Origin of the sequence: Microcoleus sp. Pol12B3 (assembly GCF_036701355.1) — a bacterium.
In the GTDB taxonomy this organism is placed as follows: Bacteria; Cyanobacteriota; Cyanobacteriia; order Cyanobacteriales; family Microcoleaceae; genus Microcoleus.
This window is the reverse complement of sequence record NZ_JAUBQS010000044.1, coordinates 37639-56354: the sequence shown is the minus strand read 5'-3', so window position 1 is coordinate 56354 and position 18716 is coordinate 37639. Positions and strand designations below refer to the sequence as shown.

Below are 18716 nucleotides of genomic sequence, written 5' to 3'. Positions count from 1 at the left end.
CACCGACTCCCACAACTCCAACTCCCACACCGACTCCCACAACTCCAACTCCCACACCGACTCCCACAACTCCAACTCCCACACCGACTCCCACAACTCCAACTCCCACACCGACTCCCACAACTCCAACTCCCACACCGACTCCCACAACTCCAACTCCCACACCGACTCCCACAACTCCAACTAACAACCAACCGCCATTAGCCAACAATGCCAACTCCCGCCTCGGCCCCAACAGCAGCCAGTTAGTCACAGGATTGGGAGGCAGCGACCCCGACGGGTCGATCGCCTCTTACACCATCAACACCCTGCCTCCAGCAGACCAAGCCGTGCTGTTTTTAGGAGATCCAGCCAACGGTGGTGTACCAGTGACAGCAGGTCAAGTCCTGACTCCAGCACAGTTGCAGCAACTATTTTTCCAAGCCACAGGCAACTTTACAGGAGCCAATTTCACCTACAGCGCTACCGACAACAGCGGCGCCACCAGTCCCGCTACCGCTACTGTGGCCGCCATACTTCCAACAGATAACCAACCGCCCTTAGCCAACAATGCCAACTCCAGCCTCGGGCCCAACAGCAGCCAGTTAGTCACCGGATTGGGAGGCAGCGACCCCGACGGGTCGATCGCCTCTTACACGATCAACACCCTGCCCTCACCAGACCAAGCAGTCCTGTTTTTAGGAGATCCAGCCAACGGCGGCGTACCAGTCACAGCAGGTCAAGTCCTGACGCCTCAACAGTTACAGCAACTATTTTTCCAAACGACGGGCAACTTTACAGGAGCCAATTTCACCTACAGCGCTACCGACAACAGCGGCGCATCCAGTCCCGCTGTCGCTACTGTGGCGGCTATCTTGCGGCCTGTTTCGCCAACTCCCACACCAACACCAAGTCCAACTAACAACCAACCGCCATTAGCCAACAATGCCAACTCCCGCCTCGGCCCCAACAGCAGCCAGTTAGTCACAGGATTGGGCGGCAGCGACCCCGACGGGTCGATCGCCTCTTACACCATCAACACCCTGCCTCCAGCAGACCAAGCCGTGCTGTTTTTAGGAGATCCAGCCAACGGTGGTGTACCGGTGACAGCAGGTCAAGTCCTGACTCCAGAACAGTTGCAGCAACTATTTTTCCAAGCCACAGGCAACTTTACAGGAGCCAATTTCACCTACAGCGCTACCGACAACAGCGGCGCCACCAGTCCCGCTACCGCTACTGTGGCCGCCATACTTCCAACAGATAACCAACCGCCCTTAGCCAACAATGCCAACTCCAGCCTCGGGCCCAACAGCAGCCAGTTAGTCACCGGATTGGGAGGCAGCGACCCCGACGGGTCGATCGTCTCTTACACCATCAACACCCTGCCGTCACCAGACCAAGCCGTCCTTTTTTTAGGAGATCCAGCCAACGGCGGTGTGGCGGTGACACCAGGTCAAGTCCTGACTCCAGCACAGTTGCAGCAACTATTTTTCCAAACAACTGGCAACTTTACAGGAGCCAATTTCACCTACAGCGCCACAGACAACAGTGGCGCCTCCAGTCCTGCTGTCGCTACTGTGGCGGCTATCTTGCGGCCGGGGGCCCCAACTCCCACACCAACTCCCACACCAACTGACAACCAACCACCATTGGCCAACAATGCCAACTCCAGCCTCGGACCCAACAGCAGCCAGTTAGTCACCGGATTGGGCGGCAGCGACCCCGACGGGTCGATCGTCTCTTACACCATCAACACCCTGCCCCCAGCAGACCAAGCCGTCCTGTTTTTAGGAGATCCAGCCAACGGCGGCGTACCGGTGACACCAGGCCAAGTCCTGACGCCAGAACAGTTACAGCAACTATTTTTCTTCACAACGGGCAACTTTACAGGAACCAATTTCACTTATAGCGCCAGAGACAACAGCGGTGCTATCAGTCCACCCGCTACCGCTAGTGTGAATGGACTGATAGTGCCAACTCCCACACCAACTCCCACACCAACTCCCACACCAACTCCCACACCAACTCCCACACCAACTCCCACACCAACTGACAACCAACCACCAGTTGCCAACAATGCCAACTCCAGACTCGGGCCCAACAGCAGCCAGTTAGTCACCGGATTGGGCGGCAGCGACCTCGACGGGTCGATCGTCTCTTACACCATCAACACCCTGCCCTCACCAGACCAAGCCGTCCTGTTTTTAGGAGACCCAGCCAACGGCGGTGTACCGGTGACAGCAGGTCAAGTTCTGACGCCAGAACAGTTGCAGCAACTATTTTTCTTCACAACTGGCAATTTTACAGGAGCCAATTTCACCTACAGCGCCACAGACAACAGCGGCGCATCCAGTCCTGCGGCCGCTACGGTGGCGGCCATACTTCCAACTGACAACCAACCACCAGTTGCCAACAATGCCAACTCCAACCTCGGGCCCAACACCAGCCAGTTAGTCACCGGATTGGGAGGCAGCGACCCCGACGGGTCGATCGTCTCTTACACCATCAACACCCTGCCCTCACCAGACCAAGCCGTCCTGTTTTTAGGAGACCCAGCCAACGGCGGTGTACCAGTCACAGCAGGTCAAGTTCTGATGCCTCAACAGTTACAGGAACTATTTTTCCAAACAACTGGCAACTTTACAGGAGCCAATTTCACCTACAGCGCCACAGACAACAGTGGCGCCTCCAGTCCCGCTGTCGCTACTGTTGTCGCTATCTTGCGGCCGGTGGCGCCAAGGCCGACACCAACTCCGGCATCGCCGATCATCTCAAATCCGATCGGGGAACCAGATACCGACTGTTTGTGTCAGCCCATTGTTGAAAAACCGGCAATTACCTTTGCGCCCCCGCAGCAACCACCCGCAGTTGGATTTGTCCGGCCTATTTCACAATTTTCACAGGGAAAAACCACCAAAGGAACCGACGGCGATGACTTCATCGTAGACACCAAAGGCAACCAAAAAATTGTCGGTTTTGAAGGCAACGACCTGCTTTTAGGTGAAGATGGCGCGGACGAAATTTACGGCAACGAAGACAATGACAGGATTTTTGGTGGCATTGACACCGATATTGTTTACGGAGACGAGGGCAACGATATCGTATTCGCAGGCAAACAGAATGACTGGATTGCCGGGGACTTAGGCTCTGACAACCTATTTGGAGATCGAGGTGCGGATACGATTCTCGGAGACACCGGGCAGAACAACTCCCAGAGTCCTGACGATGCTCGCGATTTGATTTTTGGAGGCGAGGGTGCAGACATCATTAACGGCAACGAGGGCGACGATACCATCCATACCGGCAAAGGTGACGATATTGCCCTTGGAGGTAAAGAAAATGACCTGATTTGGGGCGAACTCGGCTCCGATACGTTGTTTGGGGGCATCGGCTCCGACAGCTTGTTTGGGGGCATCCGCGACCAAAGGGCCAACGACTCCCAGGGACGCGACTTGCTGTACGGAGGCTTCGGTAACGACTTCCTCAACGGTCAACAAGCCAACGATACGCTGGTTGCAGGCAAAGATAACGATCGCGCTTACGGAGGTAAAGGCAATGACATCATCTACGGTCAATTAGGCTCCGATACCCTCTACGGCGGCGAAGGAGCCGATACTCTGCTCGGCGACAGTGGCAGTTCCCAGTCAATCGGGGATATCGGGGAACAAGACTTCCTGTTTGGTGGCAGCGGCAACGACATCATCGGCAGCGGCCACGGTAATGATACCGTGCAAGCAGGTAAAGGCAATGATTGTGTTTGGGGTGGCAAAGATAATGACCTGATTTGGGGCGAACTCGGCTCTGATACCCTTGTCGGCGACAGCGGCGACGACACCATGTACGGCGGTGCTCGCAGTCGAGCTAAAGATGTTGGCGGCCAAGACTTGCTCTTTGGCGGCATCGGTGCTGATGTGCTGTTCGGCGATGAAGCTGAAGATACCATCAGTGGCGGTCAAGACAACGACTTGATTTACGGCGGCAAAGCTAACGACCTCATACAGGGAGATCGGGGCGACGACTTGATTTACGGCGGTGACGGCAGCGATGAACTCTGCGGTGGCGAGGGCAACGATACCATCTATGGCGATCGTGCTGATAACCGGGGTGTCTCGGTGGGGGCAAACGACCAGCAAGACTGCATCAACGGCGGTGAGGGCGATGACTTGCTTTACGGCAACGAAGGCCAAGATACTATCAACGGAGATGCTGGCAGCGATACCCTAATTGGGGGTAAAGATAACGACCTGCTCAATGGGGGCGCTGGAGATGACTGGCTGTTTGGCGACTTGGGCGACGATACTTTAATTGGAGGTGTTGGGAGCGATCAATTTTTGTTGAATGGTGAGGGCGGCACTGATACTGTGATTAACTTCGAGGTAGGCGTCGATAAGTTTGTTTTGACCGACGGGCTGAGTTTCCAGCAGTTGCAATTTAGCGCCACTCCGAACGGTACGTTGCTGCAAGTAGCAGGCACCGATCGGGTTTTAGCGAATCTGGTTGGGGTTCAGGGGGCGATCGGCTCCTCGGATTTCCTACCAAATCTCTCTGAGCTCTAGAATTGGTGGCGAAAGTCTCCTGTTTTGACAAACAAAACGCCACAGCAGATCAGAACTTCTGTGGCGTTCCTCACAATACTCAATCTGGCTTAGAAACTGTGTAGCACTCTGCCCTTGACATCGCTATTACAGTTGCCTTTTTTCCCTCTCTAAAATGCTAAAAAATTAAGGTGTATTCAAGCCGGATTTGGTATAACATCAAATTTGTTAGCCTCGGAATTATTTATAAGTCTATTATCTTTAGCGGCTTCAATCCCTTGTCATGTGCGGTTCGATAAATTATCTTTTTTCAACCGCATATGAGGGCAGATAAACACAGATTAACGCAGATAAATTTCTGTTGCACTCTCTATGATTATTGACGAGCTTTTACGGCCGACAAGGCTACCGGAGTCGATCTAACTTTGTATGGGGTTTTTCAGGTGTTCCCAGGTACACAAGGGTTAGTAGCTCAAGTGTTTACTACCAAATAATTTTAGTGTGTTGTGCGATCGCGCTTAAGAGCGAACTAAAATTCATAACTAATTCCTCATACCCATTCCATTGATTCACAATTCGGAAGTCAAAGATACACGGATAGCTAGTTTTTCCTTTTTCCTGCTTCGTCCCAATTCCCCACGATCAATTCCAATACTTACTTTAAGATAGCGAAATCTGCTTGCGTAAAAACAGGCGGCGCGGCTGGCCCAACAGCCAACCAGTCCAATTCCAATCCACCTGTTGCAAGCGATAGCCTGCCTGATAGTACAACTGTCGCGCCGCGTGATTATTTTCCAGAACGTGGAGGTAAATCTCAGAAAATCCCCATTCTCTGGCTGTCTCCTCGCAGTTGCTGAGCAATTGTTGAGCAACCCCCTGCCGCCGATAGTCGGGGTGAACGGCTAAATTCGACAAATAAGGATAGTCAGAATTAGGGATTTGCCAAGGAAAGCGAGAACGCAAAGCCATTTCTACTGTTCCTGCCATGCGCTGAGCTCGGTGCGATCGATAATTCTGCGTTCCCTCGTCGCGCGAGACTAGCTCAGCAACCAGACAAATGTAATGTTCGGCCTTAGAACGCAGTCGATTTTTTAAATCTTCGTAAATGCCCAAACGTAACACTGGATACACCCATTCTACAAACCCCTCGCGGGAGTGAAAGCTCATGGCTAAAATATCAGCTAGCTGCGTTAAGTCGTTGGGCGCAGCCACCCGGATCGAAAAACCAGAAAGTCCGGGAGTTTGTTGTTGGTGAGATGGTGAGGAAAAAAATGAAGGATTCACAATGCCAGGCCACTATATTAATTATTTTACGCTAGTTTCTAAGCTACCCTCTTAGAAAATTTACTGATGTTATACTGAATCTTATAACGTAACTTATAGGCATAGTTTATTATCCAGATTAAATTACATTTTTTTGTGTTTGACTTTAAGTAGTATTTGAGGTAAATGGAAAATTTTGAGCCTTTAATACTCTAGTTCTGAAAGAATCAAACTCATCCGATAATACTAGATTTGTGGATCAGCTATTTGGGCTTTAACTTGAAGCTTAATCCCTCGCTTTGGACCGGCAGCACAAGAGTTTCAGTAAACAGTAGCTTACAAATTAAATTCGCGACAGCTTAGGGGGCAAGGTATTAAAAACAATCACAAAGGTTTTAAGGTCAGGTTCTCGGAATCCTACCGCTCTCTGCTTACGGAAATACCCGATCGAATATAATTTATCCGTCAAGCGGTAGTTGAAAAACTCAACGACTTATCAGACTAACACCGGGCGCGCTGGCGTGTCGGATGTTCCCCGCCGCCCCCGGGCCTGGCACCCCAGCTTTCAGCAGTTCTGGGCAATCCATCGCCCGTCCTCGATCGAACCGGCTTTACCTGTTGAGCTAGGGGGTACTTTTCCAACCTCCTAATTTAAATTTGGATGCCTGAAAACAGTCTGCAGGGGTTTTCCCCGTCGGTTCGATACTCTGCTGCGCGCGAGCGAGACCTTCAAAACCTCGATCGAGCTGATTGACCCCGCCCAAAAACCGATGATATACGCCACCGACACTGGTCGTGGAGAGATCAAAATTTTAGACCCTAGTTCAAGCTCCGCGATTCATCTGTGGAGTAAATCTAAAATCTAAAATCTAAAATCGACTGATAGGTTTCCACAGAGTACATCCCTAGCTAAGATTAACAGATGGATGCTCGCTCTTGCGGTGTTTCGCCACAGTAATTGGCTTGGGCGTTGGTCTGCAGGAGGCAGAAAAAATTCCGAGATCGGGGAAAAAAGTGCAAGTCTAACTAAAATGGTACAGCAATTGCGTCACTCCCACAGACACCTCTGTGGTCTGTGGGCCACCCCGAAATATCAGTCAGGGGATCGACGCCGGATTGTGGTCGGTATCATTGGCTGACTGTTAAAGTTGCTGTTACTTGTGGGAAAAAACACAGGCGAAGATGTTGGTTGTCTATTGTATCTTGCTGCGGGCAGCTTTCACATACCAAATAAAATAGTCCCAGGAGCCAGGCTCAAACATAAATTTGGCAAATCAACTCACAATCAGGACGGTTATTCCTATGTATTCTGAGATATCCAGACGGCAGTTAAAATGCCCAGATTTGTGTTTGCTCTCCTGCTGCATAAAGATAACGGGCGAAAGAAAATTATCGGGAGACGAGTTTATGTGAATATCATTAAATAATAAAATTGGGGTGCACGACAGATAACTGTGGCTCAGAAGAATTCCGAATTGAAAACCCAGACATCAAAAATCAAGGTTGATGCTTGCCTCGCATACTCACAACAACTTCATGTCCACGAATTATTGTGATACCATTTTCCAAAAATAATGGCACTCTAGGCAAAATACCAACCCTTATGTCATCAGTCAATCGCAATCGAAAATCGAAAATCGAAAATCGAAAATGGTATGACTTCAGCAATTTAAATCGGCGAATTCTTCCTTTAATCAGACTTATTAAATCGAACAGCCCTGGGGCACAGGAGAACGGTGCATGAATTCCCAAGAAAATCCTAAGCTAAAAATTCTGATCGTCGATGACGAACCGGATAACCTCGACTTGCTTTACCGCACCTTCCATCGAGACTACAAAGTGCTCAGAGCCGAATCTGGTCCCGCTGCTCTCGAAATTTTGGCAAAAGAGGGAGAAGTTGCGGTGATCATCTCCGACCAGCGAATGCCAAAAATGAGCGGTACCGAGTTTCTCAGCCTGACGGCGGCTCAGTACCCCGACGTGATCCGAATTATTTTAACTGGCTATACGGATGTTGAAGATTTAGTTGAAGCTATTAACGCTGGCAAAGTATTCAAATACGTTACCAAGCCTTGGGATGCTCAAGAGCTGATAAATCTTGTCAGTCAAGCTGTTGAGACTCACAATCTTCTGAAAACGCGCACCAATGAACTGCGCCGTGCTTTGAGCCAAGAATCGCTGCTTTATGCCGTTACCAATACTATCCGATCGGCTCCCAATTACCAGCAAATGCTGCAAAGAATTGTGGAAACTGTCGGGCAGATGTTTGAGGTGAGTTGCTGTCTGCTGCGGCCGTTCCAAGACGGCCGGGTGGCCGATGAGTGGTTCGTTTACCAGAAAGCCGAAACTAAAGGTTTGGGGGGCGATGAGGAAGTCACGCCCGGAGATGCTTGTGCAGCAGAACTCTCCCCAGATTTGCTGCCGGATTTGGTTTGGGAAACTCTGGATGTGGAGGTGATTCAAGATGCCCAAACTGACGAGCGAGTTTTAAACTGGGATAATCAGCAACGACAGCAGGCTTACGAAGCTGCGAATATTCGATCGAGCTTGATCGTACCGCTGTTTTACAAAATGGAACTGATGGCAGTCTTGGCGCTGCACCAGTTCGAGCAACCGCGCCACTGGCAAGACCACGAGGTACAGTTGGTAATTACGGTGGCAGACCAAGCGGCTTTGGCGCTTTCTCAAGCCCGGGCTTACGAACAGGTGCGGGCGCTGGCCAAGCGCGAGGCATTAGTCAATACTATTACTACGGCAATTCGATCGAGTCTCGATCCCCAAAATATTTTTGCAGCCATTACTCAACAACTCGGCCAAGCTTTGCAAGTTGACGGCTGCGCCCTATCTCTGTGGACAGAAGATGATGAATACGTCCAATGCGTGGGGCTATACGACACACATAGGGATACCGTTGCTGTAGAACCGGGTTTTATTGACAATCCAGAGGTAGTTGCGAACCCTCTGGGCTACGACACGGCTTCGGGTGATGCTGCTGAGAACACTCGCGCCTGGGTTTTTGCCCATCCTTCTTTGCCACAGTCTTTGGTGCCGATTCGGGGCAATCCGGTGTTATTGCAAGTTATGGTATCAAAAGAACCGGTGGCGATCGAAGATCTCCACGAACACCCCGAGTTAAATGTTACAGAACTGCAAGTTCGATCGCCAGCCCGCGCCCTGTTAGTCGTTCCCTTACTCTCAGAAGGCAAAATCATCGGCAGCATTTCCCTGCGCCAAAATCACAGCATCCGCCGCTGGAACATCTCAGACATTGACCTGGCTCAAATAGTCGCAACTCAAGCGGCTCTGGCCGTGCAGCAGTCGCGCCTCTACCAGACTACCAGACAGCAGGCAGAACGGCTTCTGGAAGCCGATCGGCTCAAAACCGAATTTTTCCAAAATATCTCCCACGAGTTCCGCACCCCTTTAACTCTAACTATCGGCCCTCTAGAATCAGCTTGCAGGCGCCAAGAAGACTTGCCCTACGAACAAGCCGTAATCGCTTTGCGCAATTCCCGCCGCCTCCTGCGCTTGGTAAATCAACTGCTGGACTTGCAGCGGCTCGATGCCGGACGGATGCAGCCGAGTTTCCGCCCCTGCGATTTAGTCGGTTTCTGTTACTCTACCGCAGAGTCATTCCGCGCCTACTGCGAGAAAAAAGGACTGCACTTAATTACCCAACTGCAAGAATGTCCTTTACTTTATTTGGACTTGGAAAGATTTGACAAAGTTATTTACAACCTGCTGTCAAATGCTGTCAAATTCACCCCAGAAGGCGGAACTATCACTCTCAAAGTTGAATCTGCCGGCGCTCACTGCTTGTTGCAAGTAAAAGACACGGGTATCGGCATTCGCACCGAACAAATTCCTTATTTATTCGAGCGGTTTCATCAAGCCGAAGGTTCAGCTAGCCGTTCCTACGAAGGCAGCGGCTTAGGTTTGGCACTTGTAAAAGAATTAGTCGAACTCCACGGCGGTCAAATCTCAGTTGAGTCAGTTTACGGTGAAGGTACTACTTTTACCGTTTGGCTGCACTTCGGTTCGACTCACTTGCCCCCGGAACAGGTACTAGAAATACCTGCGGAGTTTCACTCATCCAAAGCTGCGGTGGAACTGGCAGATGTTGAGGCGGATTTATCGGAAAATGAGGTTGAAAATTATAACTTTGAGGCGATCCAATCGCTCAGATCGGAAACAGCAGTGGGAACGGTTTTGGTGGTTGACGACAATCCGGATTTGCGCTTTTATGTGTCGGCAATTCTCCGAGATTCCGGCTTTGCAGTTTTGCTGGCGCGCAACGGAGAAGAAGGATTTGCCGTGGCTAAAAAACGTCACCCTAATTTAATTATAACTGATTTGATGATGCCTTTGATTTCGGGATTGGATTTGATTAAGATGATTCGAGAGGATGAGGAATTGCAGGGAACTCCGGCAATTTTGCTGACTGCTAAAGCCGATGAAGATACTCGAATTGAAGGAGTAGAAAGGGGTGCGGATGCTTATTTGTCCAAGCCTTTTAACGATCGAGAATTGTTGGCAGAAGTGCGGAATTTGATCGCCCTCAAACAAAACGAGCGCCGAGTGCAGCAGTTGAACAGTTATTTAACTGAATCGGTGCTGCGCCGATTTTTGCCGCCGTCGATGGTGAAGGCCGCAGCCGCTGGAGATTTGGCGCTGGATTTGCGCCCCGAACCGCGATTGATTACTATTTTGTTTAGCGATATTGTTGGTTTTACTGAAATGGCAAATACCCTGCGATCGCGCCGGGTAGCTGAGCTTTTGAATGAATATTTGGCGGCAATGACTAAGGCTATTTTTGACAGTGGCGGTACGGTGGACAAGTTTGTTGGAGATGCGGTAATGGCTTTCTTTGGCGCGCCGGAGGAACTAACGCCTAACGAGCAAGTACGCCGCGCTATAGCTGCTGCTGGGCAAATGCTGCGAGCTCTCAAGGAGCTTAACCAGGGCTGGTTGGAGCAGGGAATTGTTGGAGAAAATGGGATGCCTCCGGTGCGGTTTCGCTGCGGAATTCACCAGGGTACTGCGGTGGTGGGGATGTTTGGCGGCCCCGACCGATCGGATTATACTGCGATCGGGCCGAGCGTGAATATTGCCGCCCGCTTGCAAGAGGTGACGGAACCCAACACGGTGCTAATTTCGGCGGCGGTTGCAGATTATGTTGAGGAAAATCGCATTGTTAAATATAAGCCTTTGAAACTAAAGGGAATTGATGAAACTGTATTGACTTTTTTACTAAATTGTGATTAGTCATTAGTTGTTTGTTAAGTATTATATGTTGATATCCCACACACAATCTCGGAAACAACCTATTCGTAAATACAGCAGATTTCAACTGAGTGAACTACATTCACCCCACCCGCCCCAAGGCTGTTTCATATCGATTCCGGTTGCACCGAAATCGATATCAATTGTTTAATTTTTAATCTAAAATTTACAATCGACTCACCAAAGTTCAAGATTCCAAATGGCGGCTGGGGAGTAAAATCTAAAATCTAAAATCTAAAATCTAAAATCTAAAATTGACTGACCTTCGTTGCTTCCATCTATCAAAAGAGGGAAATTTTTTAACCGTTGGTCGGCGGATAACCTCTCTCTAGAGAACGGTTCAGCCGAGCGCTCCGATCGAGTAGAAATAGAATGTCATATCTGATTGTGTATTGTATGAAACTGAATTCTTTTACGAAACGGCTTTCGACAGTCGGGCGCTGGATGGCTGCAACTGTGCTTTGCGTGTCCGCGATGGCCTTCGTGTGGTCTGGTGCGTTCTTCTCGAACACCGCAGCAATGGCCTCTCCTGCTGTAAACTCGATGGCAGCAGAAGCAGATGCGGGCGATAAGGTTCAAGAAAAAGCTAGCAAAGATGCTGGACGAGCCAAGAACTTCATCCGAGATACAGAAGAGAAGGTTAAGGAAACTGCCAAGACAAATGCTGCTAAAGTCGATCGAGCATCGGAGAATGGTAGTGTCGTAGAGCGCAAAGCTAAGAAAGATGCGGCCACAATTGAGAAAAGAGCATCCGAAGATTCAGCTCGGACTCAGAAAGCAGTAGACAATACCAAGAATGCTGTCGAGAGCGCTGTTGACAGCATCAAGGGTGTTTTTGGCAAGTAGACAATAAATAAGTAGGTAAGCGCAAAAAAACAATAATATCTTGCAGGGGCTTGTAGGGGCGGCTTTAGGGCTTATCTACAGTAAGGGCGAGTCGATCGTTGCAGAACCCGCCCTCTCCCCAAGTAATGTTTATTTGTACTTACTTACTTCAAACTGAAAGATTGATGTACATTGACCAAGACCTCTAGACGGCTCGTGTAAGCGACCCCAACCCCTTGTTTAAAATTGTCGCAAAAAGCGCAAGTCGCTAGCATAAACCCGGCGAATATCGTCGATTTCATAAAGTACCATTGCGAACCGCTCGACACCAAAACCGGCCGCAAACCCAGTATATTTTTCTGGATCTAAACCGACTCCTTTAAGAACATTCGGATCGACAGTTCCGCAGCCCAAAACTTCCAGCCATTTGCCGTTCCACTGCAAATCAACTTCGGCAGAAGGTTCCGTAAACGGAAAGTAACTCGTGCGGAAACGGATCGGCAAATCTTGCCCGAACATTTGCCGCAAAAACTCTTTAATTGTGCCTTTCAAGTCAGTAAATGTCAGACCTTCATCAATTGCTAAAAGTTCAATTTGGTGGAAAACTGCTGCGTGAGTAGCATCGACAGTATCGCGGCGGTAAACGCGGCCGGGAGAGACAATCCGAATCGGTGGTTTGTGCTGTTCCATGTAGCGAATTTGCACCGATGATGTCTGAGTCCGCAGCAAGTCACCGCCTGGTAGGTAAAATGTATCTTGCATATCCCGCGCTGGGTGGTCGGGCGGTGTGTTCAGCGCCTCGAAGTTGTAATAATCTGTTTCCATTTCCGGGCCGTTGGCGACAGTGTAGCCGAGACCGACAAAGATATCCAGAGCTCGGTCTATGACGGCATTTAAGGGGTGAACGCGGCCTTGGGGGCGAAAAATCCCCGGCATGGTGACATCGATGGTTTCTGAGGCTAATTTGGCTTGGATTTGGGCGCTTTGGAGGGCGGCGCGCTTGTCTTCTAAATCGGCTTGCAGGGCTTCTTTGACTGTATTGGCGATCGCACCTACTTTGGGTCGCTGGTCTGGCGACAGTTTGCCCATCATGCCTAAAATTTGAGAGAGTTGGCCTTTTTTGCCGAGGTAGCCGACGCGCAACTGTTCGAGTTGTTCGAGGGTATTGGCACTGGCGATCGCACTTTTGGACTCTTGACCGAGAATTTCTAGTTGAGTTTCAATGTCGCTTAGCTGGACAGTCATTTTGATTTTAGATTTTAGATTTTAGATTTTAGATTGATGGCAGTTTTGGGCCAAGTTGAGTTTAGCGCAATTTTGGCTCTACAGTCTTGTTGATTTTAGATTTTAGATTTTAGATTTTGGATTTTCGGCAGTTACGGATAATTTGTAATAAGTAATTCGATGTTAGAGCGATCGCCCTAGTTAAATCTAGTTTAGTATTGTTATAAGGCCTCTAAAAATTTCAATGAAACTTTTAATTAGCAACGACGATGGCATCTTTGCACAAGGCATCCGCAGCCTCGCCAACGCTCTCGCCGCCGCTGGCCACGACGTGAGCGTAGTTTGTCCCGACAGAGAGCGCTCCGCTACCGGCCACGGCCTTACCCTGCACCAACCTATCCGCGCCGAAATTGTCGAATCTATTTTTGATCCCGCAGTCCAAGCTTGGGCCTGTTCGGGTACTCCCGCCGACTGCGTAAAACTTGCTTTGTGGGCTTTACTTGACAAACCGCCGGATTTTGTCCTTTCCGGTATCAATCACGGGCCCAATTTAGGCACGGATATCATCTGTTCGGGTACGGTTTCGGCAGCAATGGAAGGAATTATGGAAGGGATTCCCAGCATTGCTTTCAGCCTCGCGAGCTTTACTTCGCAGGAATTTGGGCCGGCGGTGGATTTCGCTGTCACCTTGCTGGCACAGTTGGAAAAACAGCCAATGGCGAAACCGATGCTGTTGAATGTCAACATACCAGCAGTCACACAAGCAGAAATTACCGGAGTTGCGATCGCCCGTCAAGGCATTCGCCGCTATTTCGACATATTTCAAAAGCGCACAGATCCGCGCGGCAAAACTTATTATTGGCTGGCTGGGGAATTGTTAGAAGATGTAGAAGAAATCGCTGATTCGGCGGTGCTGCATGATATTCCTACAGACGTACAAGCTATTCGCGACAACAGAATAACCGTAACTCCCTTGCAATATAATCTCACCTGTGATCCAGACTTGCACTCGTTGGGATGTTGGCATTTTGAAGGTTTTCTCAAGCAGTGAGCTCCGATCGACCCGATCGGAGCGGTAAACTAGGAATTAAGGAAAAGTGCCTCTCAAGGTCTATACCTTAAGCGTTAACACAGGCTCCCAATTACTTGTTAGTTTTTTTTAATCAAGAAAAACAGTTATGAACGCTCCCACCTATAACACTCATTCTGTCACTTGCCCGATCTGCAACCGTTCTAGCGTCGTAGGCCCAGTCGGGATGGTCAGTGGACTATTCACTTGTCCCCACTGCCATTCTCATATGGTAATTAGCTGGAGCGGTCATTTTGTGCGCGATCCTTTTAGTCTCAAACAACTGACGGTGGGAAAGATGCTCAGGCGCGAGAGCAGACCGTTAGCTCGCCTTCAGCGGGACTTTGGGCTGGGCAAGCCTTTTCCGCTGATTGCAATTTTGGGCAGTGTGGTCTTTTTCGGGTGTGCGCTAGCCGCTACGGAACAATCGCTACCCCGACAGAATTCACTTCAAGGATTTTTAGAGTGGGTGAGCGGAACTGGTAATTCCCAAGATGTCTCACGTTAACATTTCTTAAAAAAGATTGTGACAGATACTGCGTGCAAATATCTATTCCTTTAGGTAGAAATCACACTATTTTAGCAATTGCATCCATTTTGAGCTACGGGTAAGCACTTAGGCGCCGTGTCCTTCATCCTATGTCCAAAAATCTCAAAACCCCCAGCGCGGCAGGGGTTTTAACCCCTGCCTCAAAGCTCGATTCTGGTGCGCTTAAGTATCACAAGGGTGTTTGAGGTTAAGTTGACACAGATTGCATCGCTCAATTTAGAAACTCAGCAATTTTTCTAACTGCTGTTTCCAAAATTGCTGGCGACTCGACTAAGGCAAATCGCACGTAGCCTTCTCCTGATTTCCCGAAACCGGCACCGGGGGAAGCTGCGACTCCTGTACTCTGTACTAGCTGAGTGCAAAATTTTACGGAATCTTGGGCCCAAGGTTCCGGCAGTTTCGCCCAGACGTACATGGTGGCGGGGGGTACGGGTACTTGCCAGCCGATGCCCTGTAGCGCGTTTACAAAGGCATCCCGCCGTTTTCTGAAGGTTTCTACGCTGCTTCTGACGGTATCTTGAGGGCCGCTTAATGCTGCGATCGCTCCGTTCAAAATCCCTCGGTATTGGTTGAAGTCCACTGCGGCTTTTACCTGGCGCAGCGCTGCAATTAGTTCGGAATTGCCGATCGCATATCCGACCCGAAAACCTCCCATACTGTAGGATTTGGATAGTGTAAAAAACTCGATCGCCACACTCTTATCTCGATCGGCCTGAAAAATTGACGGCGCCATCAATTTTCGATATTCTTCCTCGTTACCAGACTCTGCCTCTATGAGAGAATTGCGATCGTCAAACACCAAATCCACATAAGGGAAATCGTGAACTAAAACAACTTGATGTTCCCGACAAAAAGCCACAGCTTTCTCAAAAAAAGCAACCGGGGCGATCGCAGTTGTAGGATTGTGAGGATAGCTCAAAACCATCATCTTCGACTGAGCCAGCACTGCTGTCGGAATATCTTCAAATATAGGCAAAAACGCATTTTCTGCTAATAGCGGCATCGGATAAATTTGACCGCCGGCTAAATGCACACCCCCCGCGTGGGAAGGATAGCCCGGATCGAGCAGCAAAGCAAAATCTCCCGGGTTGAGTACAGCTAAAGGCATATGCGCCGTGCCTTCTTGGGAACCAATTAACGGCAGCACTTCTGTTTCTGGATTGACTGCAATCCCAAATTTTTGCTCGTACCAAATAGCTGCTGCTTCCCGGAAATCTCTTGTGCCGTTAAATAGCAAATAGCCGTGGGTGCTGGTGTCTGACAGAGAATATGCGATCGCATCTGTAATGTGAGCAGCCGCCGGCAAATCCGAAGAACCCAGAGACAAGTCAATCACATTTTGCCCCGCTGCTCTAGCTTGAGCTTTTGCCCGATCCATATCGGCAAATACATTAAATTGCAGTGGCTCTAAACGTTTAGCAAATTGCATATTTTCTGTAATTTTGGGAAATTTTAATGAAGCTTTTTATATTGCGTAAATTATTTATTTTTATGTTTCATTTTTATTGGCTTTGTAAAAGTTTTTACTGACCGCAAAGGGCGCAGAGTCAGAGATGAACATTGAGGAGAAAAGAGAGATTTTAAAAAAAATTGCGATTGTTATAATTGTAAGTTGGGAGTTGGAAACTCCCGAATCATATTCAAACTTTATAAGTGAGCGTCGAGCAAACCGACCAAAGTTTGTTTAGTAATAGCGCCCTCGTGAGAAAGCACTACTTCGGCATTTTTAAACAGCCTGAGAGCTGGGACTCCTTCTACTTTATACTGCTTGACAGTATTAGGATTGGGGTCAATTTCCATTTTAACGACTTTCAGGCGATCGCTGTAGTTGGCCGCCACCCAGTCTACCGAAGGCGCGATCAGTTTGCAAGGCCCGCACCAACTAGCCCAAAAATAGGCAAGCACTGGTTGCTCTGCTTTCAGGACTTCTGTTTCAAATTTTTCGTCGTTAATGACAATTACACTGTTGCTCATGGTTCTGCGATTATTTTTTCTATTTATTTCTAAAGCACCGGCGGGCGTGAAACTTGCACCAACTTAGAAGACAGGCCCAAAAAACTGTTACTAATTTTAAAACATTCTGCGAATTATTGAGTGCAAACTCAGGACTGGGGACTGATGGCTAATTCTGTATGGCGTTTAATTCCACTGTTGTCGGCGTCTGGTAGCGTGCAGATGGCGATCGACCAATGGCTGCTGGAACAGCATCTAGCGGGCAAACATCCGCCAACTCTGCGATTTTACACTTGGCAACCGGTGGCGATTTCCTTGGGCTACCACCAGCGCAGGTGGCCGGAGTTTTGGCAGCATTTGTCTTGGCAGGGAATGCCTGTGGAGTTGGTGAGGAGGCCAAGCGGCGGGCGCGCCGTGCTGCATCAAGGGGATTTAACTTATGCAGTTGTGGCGTCGGGATTTGCCAGCAGTCGTATGAAAGCTTATCAGACTATTTGCGAGTTTTTGATTGAGGGTTGGAGGGCGATGGGTTTGGATTTGCAGTACGGGGAAGCTGGAAGGGGTTATATTCACAATCCGAATTGTTTTGGTACTGCCACAGGTGCGGATTTAGTTACACTTGATGGCTGCAAGTTAATTGGTAGCGCGCAATTGCGACGGGGTGATGCTATTTTGCAGCACGGTTCGATGCGTTTGCAGCCGGATGTTAAATTATTTTCTCAAGTTTTTAGGGAGGAATTAATTCCTGTGCAATTACCTCTATCTGAAGGGGGGGATGATTTGATTGCAACTGTAATTGATGTTTTGAGTGCGGCGGCTTGTCGGTGTTTTGGGATTGAGTTGGAGGTGCAGCCACTTTCGGATCGGGAATGGCATGATATTTTGAAATTAACAAGTAATAAGCTGTTTGACATTTAATCTGCATATTTGGCGACGGGCTTTCCTGCCACCTTTTCGGAACAGCCAAGATGGCCGTTCCACATATTTCTGGGAGAATTATTGTGGGGTATACCGCCTTTTCGGAACAGCCAAGAGGGCGATTCTACAAGAAAAATTATTTCTTGTGGAACGGCTCTCTTGGCTGTTACTGAGAGCATTTAAAAATTTGTACACTTATTTTTATTACAACTCTTGTGGGTCGTTCCTCCGACGCCAAAAAAGTTAAATTTAAATGCAGTACCGCTTATGGCTGTGGCTGAGTTGGAACGATCGGCTCTTTGGCAATTTTGACCAATGTCACTGACTCTAGCAAGCTTTCCCAATCAGCAGCTAATTCTGCATCGTTAGGATTGGCTTGGCGAGCGGCAGCTAAGGTGCTGAGGGCATCTTGCCAAATCCCATTTTCAGCATAAATAACGGTTTTCTGGCGCGGATCTGCCCGATCTAATTGACGGCGGATATCTGCACTGATTTCAACTCGCCGTACAGTACCGCTTTCGATCTGATCGCTCGATCGGTCTTCAAAATCGCAATTCACTGTAAAATTCCAAGTGTAACTTTTGCCTACTTCCAAGGGGGGCACATTTTGGTTAGGGGGGATACTAACGCCGATCACCCCTGATAAATTTGTAATTGTGACATCCTGTTTATAAATCTGGTTGCCGCTTTCATCGTTTAGGGTAAATTCGGCTAATTTTGCCTCTGTTTGAGGCAAGTAGAAAAAGAAAGTTGGATAGTCGGAAACAGTCCGTCCGATCTTATTTTTAGGCACTAAGGCTGTGAGACCTAGCTGACTAATGCTCGCGCAGCCACCGCGTATAGGCCGTCTCGGTTGAGTGGGGGGGCGATCGTCGATATCTTCACGGGGCTGAATGAAGCGCGGTCCTCCCGATTCAGTGGAGGGCTTGCCATCTGTGCTTGGAATCGGCGGACCGAAGCGCGGTCCTCCCGATTCAGTGCCTGGCTTGCCCGGCTCCCTGGGTATCGGCTGTCCCAGACCTGCAAATTGGCAAGCGTTAAATGCTCCTATTAATAATATGGAACCAAATGCGAGCAAATTTAGCCAAAAATTAGTCATTTTTTTCATAGTAGTTCC

At 49.1% G+C, this 18716-nt stretch carries 12 protein-coding genes; 6 read left to right on the top strand and 6 right to left on the bottom strand.

From position 1 onward, the window contains the following. On the top strand, nucleotides 1–4535 hold a 4535-nt coding region (locus tag QUA53_RS20460), incomplete at its 5' end, for an Ig-like domain-containing protein (protein ID WP_445305244.1). Nucleotides 4536–5174: 639 nt separating this feature from the next. On the opposite strand, the gene QUA53_RS20455 is transcribed toward QUA53_RS20460, so the two are convergent. Next, nucleotides 5175–5798 (bottom strand): GNAT family N-acetyltransferase, encoded by a 624-nt coding sequence (locus tag QUA53_RS20455; protein WP_333099487.1) that lies wholly within the window; start codon nucleotides 5796–5798, stop codon nucleotides 5175–5177. A gap of 1719 nt (nucleotides 5799–7517) precedes the next feature. Here QUA53_RS20455 and QUA53_RS20450 point away from each other — a divergent pair. After that, nucleotides 7518–11042 carry a response regulator gene (locus QUA53_RS20450; protein WP_333099486.1) on the top strand — a complete coding sequence of 1175 codons (3525 nt, stop codon included), beginning with the start codon at nucleotides 7518–7520 and terminating at the stop codon, nucleotides 11040–11042. A 414-nt stretch (nucleotides 11043–11456) separates the two neighbouring features. Further along, nucleotides 11457–11906, top strand: a complete 450-nt coding sequence (locus QUA53_RS20445; RefSeq protein WP_333099485.1) for a hypothetical protein — start codon at nucleotides 11457–11459, stop codon at nucleotides 11904–11906. A 219-nt stretch (nucleotides 11907–12125) separates the two neighbouring features. Here the strand turns inward: QUA53_RS20445 and pheS are convergent, their stop codons facing one another. Then, nucleotides 12126–13130, bottom strand: a complete 1005-nt coding sequence (pheS, locus tag QUA53_RS20440) for a phenylalanine--tRNA ligase subunit alpha (protein ID WP_333099484.1) — start codon at nucleotides 13128–13130, stop codon at nucleotides 12126–12128. A gap of 223 nt (nucleotides 13131–13353) precedes the next feature. On the opposite strand from pheS, the gene surE reads away from it, so the two are divergent. Continuing rightward, nucleotides 13354–14160 (top strand): 5'/3'-nucleotidase SurE, encoded by an 807-nt coding sequence (surE, locus tag QUA53_RS20435; protein ID WP_333099483.1) that lies wholly within the window; start codon nucleotides 13354–13356, stop codon nucleotides 14158–14160. A 127-nt stretch (nucleotides 14161–14287) separates the two neighbouring features. Then, entirely contained in the window at nucleotides 14288–14686 is a 399-nt protein-coding gene (locus QUA53_RS20430) for a hypothetical protein (RefSeq protein ID WP_333070462.1), read from the top strand. Between the two features lie 253 nt (nucleotides 14687–14939). On the opposite strand, the gene QUA53_RS20425 is transcribed toward QUA53_RS20430, so the two are convergent. Next, entirely contained in the window at nucleotides 14940–16157 is a 1218-nt protein-coding gene (locus QUA53_RS20425) for an LL-diaminopimelate aminotransferase (RefSeq protein WP_333099482.1), read from the bottom strand. Between the two features lie 218 nt (nucleotides 16158–16375). Beyond that, on the bottom strand, nucleotides 16376–16702 hold the full coding sequence (locus QUA53_RS20420) for a thioredoxin family protein (protein WP_015177073.1): 327 nt from the start codon (nucleotides 16700–16702) through the stop codon (nucleotides 16376–16378). Between the two features lie 144 nt (nucleotides 16703–16846). Here QUA53_RS20420 and QUA53_RS20415 point away from each other — a divergent pair, with 144 nt between their 5' ends. Then, a complete protein-coding gene (locus tag QUA53_RS20415) occupies nucleotides 16847–17599 on the top strand; it encodes a biotin/lipoate A/B protein ligase family protein (RefSeq protein ID WP_333099480.1) in 753 nt (250 codons plus the stop codon). Here the strand turns inward: QUA53_RS20415 and QUA53_RS20410 are convergent. Both QUA53_RS20410 and QUA53_RS20405 read right to left on the bottom strand, forming a co-directional pair. Next, nucleotides 17596–17778 carry a hypothetical protein gene (locus tag QUA53_RS20410; protein WP_333099479.1) on the bottom strand — a complete coding sequence of 61 codons (183 nt, stop codon included), beginning with the start codon at nucleotides 17776–17778 and terminating at the stop codon, nucleotides 17596–17598. The genes QUA53_RS20415 and QUA53_RS20410 overlap by 4 nt on opposite strands. Before the next feature lie 86 nt (nucleotides 17779–17864). Beyond that, the gene (locus tag QUA53_RS20405; RefSeq protein ID WP_333099478.1) at nucleotides 17865–18707 is read right to left on the bottom strand and encodes a DUF928 domain-containing protein; all 843 of its coding nucleotides are present in this window, start codon (nucleotides 18705–18707) and stop codon (nucleotides 17865–17867) included. Nucleotides 18708–18716 lie beyond the last annotated feature (9 nt).